5 protein-coding genes are annotated in these 2,584 nt (G+C 67.9%); 4 read left to right on the top strand and 1 reads right to left on the bottom strand.

The genetic code is table 11. From position 1 onward, the window contains the following. Positions 1–58: 58 nt before the first annotated feature. Genes V7E45_RS39775 through V7E45_RS39760 form a run of 4 tightly spaced genes read left to right on the top strand, consistent with a single transcriptional unit; the run spans position 59 to position 2,063 of the window. Complete coding sequence (locus V7E45_RS39775; protein WP_333779171.1) at positions 59–244, top strand: hypothetical protein; 186 nt, start codon at positions 59–61, stop codon at positions 242–244. Then, positions 244–837: a pilus assembly protein TadG-related protein gene (locus tag V7E45_RS39770; RefSeq protein WP_333779170.1), complete on the top strand. Its 594-nt coding sequence runs from the start codon at positions 244–246 to the stop codon at positions 835–837. The genes V7E45_RS39775 and V7E45_RS39770 overlap by 1 nt, the downstream gene beginning before the upstream one ends. Before the next feature lie 13 nt (positions 838–850). Next, a complete protein-coding gene (locus V7E45_RS39765) occupies positions 851–1,432 on the top strand; it encodes a hypothetical protein (RefSeq protein ID WP_333779169.1) in 582 nt (193 codons plus the stop codon). Between the two features lie 7 nt (positions 1,433–1,439). Next, positions 1,440–2,063: an OmpA family protein gene (locus V7E45_RS39760; protein ID WP_333779168.1), complete on the top strand. Its 624-nt coding sequence runs from the start codon at positions 1,440–1,442 to the stop codon at positions 2,061–2,063. On the opposite strand, the gene V7E45_RS39755 is transcribed toward V7E45_RS39760, so the two are convergent. Continuing rightward, a complete protein-coding gene (locus V7E45_RS39755) occupies positions 2,057–2,482 on the bottom strand; it encodes a DUF3224 domain-containing protein (RefSeq protein WP_333779167.1) in 426 nt (141 codons plus the stop codon). The two genes, V7E45_RS39760 and V7E45_RS39755, sit on opposite strands and share 7 nt — an antisense overlap. Positions 2,483–2,584: the final 102 nt, after the last annotated feature.

Below are 2,584 nucleotides of genomic sequence, written 5' to 3'. Positions count from 1 at the left end.
GGGCGGGGGAGGGGGTCTTACGGTTCCGGGGTCGGAAGCGCACCTGGAGGGAAGCACTGTGAGCGACCTGATGCTGAAGTTGGTGGTTGCGATGCAGCGACGCACCAACGACAAGGGCCAGACCGCCGTCGAGTACCTGGGGATCATCGCGGTGGTGGTGGCGATCGTGCTGGCGATCACGGGTACGGACATCGGTCAGTCGATCCTCGACAAGATCCAGGCGAAGATCCAAGAGATCACCTGATCCTTCGCCGTCGGCTCGGTGACGCAGGGCAGGCCTTCCCCATCTACATCACGGTGGTGGCGGGTCTGCTCTTTCTTGCGTTCGCCTACCTGGCCGTCGGCCAGGCCGCGGTGAATCGGAGTGGAGCGCAGACGGCGGCTGACGCGGCGGCGCTGGCGGCGGCTCAGGAGACACGCGACCAGCTCGTGCACAGGTGGCTCACTGACCTGCCCGACCCCACCAAGTGGCAGGACATCTTCGAAGGCAAGGGCAGTGGCGACGACTGCTGGCGGGCGGAGCAACTGGCCGCAGAGAACGACGCGAGTCTGCAGGGCTGCGCCCCTGGTCCGCTGAAGTACGAGGTGACGGTCGAGACCAACAAACCGGTCGGTGACTCGGTCGTGCCCGGGACGGAGGGCATCAAGTCCACCGAGTCCGCGAAAGCCGTGATCGAGCCGCTGTGCGATCCCCCGAGTGCGGACACAGGGAGAGACGCGCTGCCCCGACTCATCTGCGGGGACAAGACCTGGGACGTGAACCCGGATGACAAAGCCGGTCTGCCGGGCCCGGATGACCTTTTCGACGTCCACTTGGCCACGAACGACGAACGATGAAGGAAGCGGAGCGATGAGCATTCGGTTCACTGCGAAGGCCCGCAGGGGGATGGTCGCGTTGGCCGCTGCGGCCTGCTTGGCCGTCGGAGTAGCTGGCTGTGGCGGTGGGGGCGACGACGGGAAGAAGCCGGAGGGATCAGCCTCCGCGACCAGAAGCGGCGGGTCCAAGCCGAGTGCTCAAGAAGGCCAGTCCGACGAGCCGTTGGCCGAGCTGAAGGGGCCCAGTGGCCTACTCCTGTCGATCACCTCGGTCCAGAGGGACGCGGGCGGATTCGTCACCGTGAACGGCGCTTTGAAGAACGACAGCGGCAGTGCCGCGATCATCCCGTCAAGCGTTCGCGGAAACGAGACCGAGATCATCAGGAACGGCAGCTCGCTGGGCGGCGCCACGCTCGTCGACTCCAAAGGGAAGAAGCGCTACTACGTTCTGCGCGACACAGATGGACGACCACTCACGACCACCGGACTGACGTCGCTGAAGGCCGGTGAGGAGACCCAGGTCTTCATGCAGTTCCCCGCCCCGCCCGCCGCCACATCCGAAGTCGACTTCCAGTTGCCCGGGTTCCCCACGGCATCCATCCAGATCTCCGGGTGAGGCCGAAGTGACCACCACACCCCGCCTCACCCTCACCCTCACCGCCGCAACCCTCCTCGTCCTCACGAACCTCTCGCTCGCCCGGGCCGACGACACCGGACCCAGTGAGCCCCCGGGTACGGAACCCTCCGCCACCGCGCCCGTGAAGATCGACCCCACCGACCCGGACCTCAAGCTGCCCGAGGGCGCCACCCTCGTGCAGCCCAAGGTGCTGGACATCAAGTCGGTCGTGGAGGACCAGAGCGGGGACGAGCGCCGGGAGGACACCAACGCGGACGTGACCTTCGCGCTCCAGGCCGAGGTGCTGTTCAGCAAGGACAGCGCCAAGCTCGGCGACGAGGCGAAGGCACGCATCGCGACGATCGCCGAGGAGATCAAGAAGCAGAACGCGACCCAGATCCGCGTCTTCGGCTTCACCGACAACCTCGGCTCGTCCGCCCACGGCGACGTCCTGTCCAGGCAGCGCGCCAACGCCGTCCAGGCCGTCCTGGACCAGGACCTGAACGACCCGGACGTCACCTTCGAGGTGCGCGGCTACGGCGAGCAGTACCCGATCGCGGACAACTCGACGGAGGCCGGGCGGAAGAAGAACCGCCGAGTGGAGGTCAGCTTCCCGCGCACCGGTCAGTGAGCCGCGGGCCCACCCACCTCGTAGTCGAACCAGATCCGATGGGTGCCGTCGGCGTCGACGGCCAGCCCGCCGGCCCCTCGGATCCCGGTCAGCGCCTCCGTACCGCTGCCCGGCACGATCACGAAGAACTCGGCCTCGCGCCCTTCACCCCGGGTGGTGGCCGAGTGGGCGAAGTTGAAGGTGCCGGCCGCCCCGTGGAGGGAGCCCCGGAAGGACTCCATCGCCAGATAGGTGCCGGTGCCGCTGTCCTGGTCGTAGGCGGCGGTGAACAGGGTCGACGACACCCCGTCGATCTCGCCCCCGTACCGCTTGCGCATGGTGGCCACCCCGACGGGCACCGCCGTCTCGACCACCGGCTCCGGCTGCCGCAGCGGCGCCGGGCTGAACTCCTCGACCTCGAACGTTCCTGAAGCTCGCATGCCCGGATGCTAGACACCACCACTGACAACCGCCCGAAGCCGGCGGTCACCGGGGCCCGCGGGCTACGGACCTCACCCCGGCTCCACGGCCACCCGGACCCC

It is taken from the genome of Streptomyces sp. IBSBF 3136 (assembly GCF_036815105.1).
Taxonomy (GTDB): Bacteria; Actinomycetota; Actinomycetes; order Streptomycetales; family Streptomycetaceae; genus Streptomyces.
Note: the sequence above shows the minus strand (reverse complement) of the source record. Positions and strands in the feature narration are given on the sequence as shown.

Coding starts and splice junctions, on each gene's coding strand:
- V7E45_RS39765 (WP_333779169.1), top strand. CDS start 851: ATGAGCATTCGGTTCACTGCGAAGGCCCGCAGGGGGATGGTCGCGTTG.
- V7E45_RS39755 (WP_333779167.1), bottom strand. CDS start 2,482: ATGCGAGCTTCAGGAACGTTCGAGGTCGAGGAGTTCAGCCCGGCGCCG.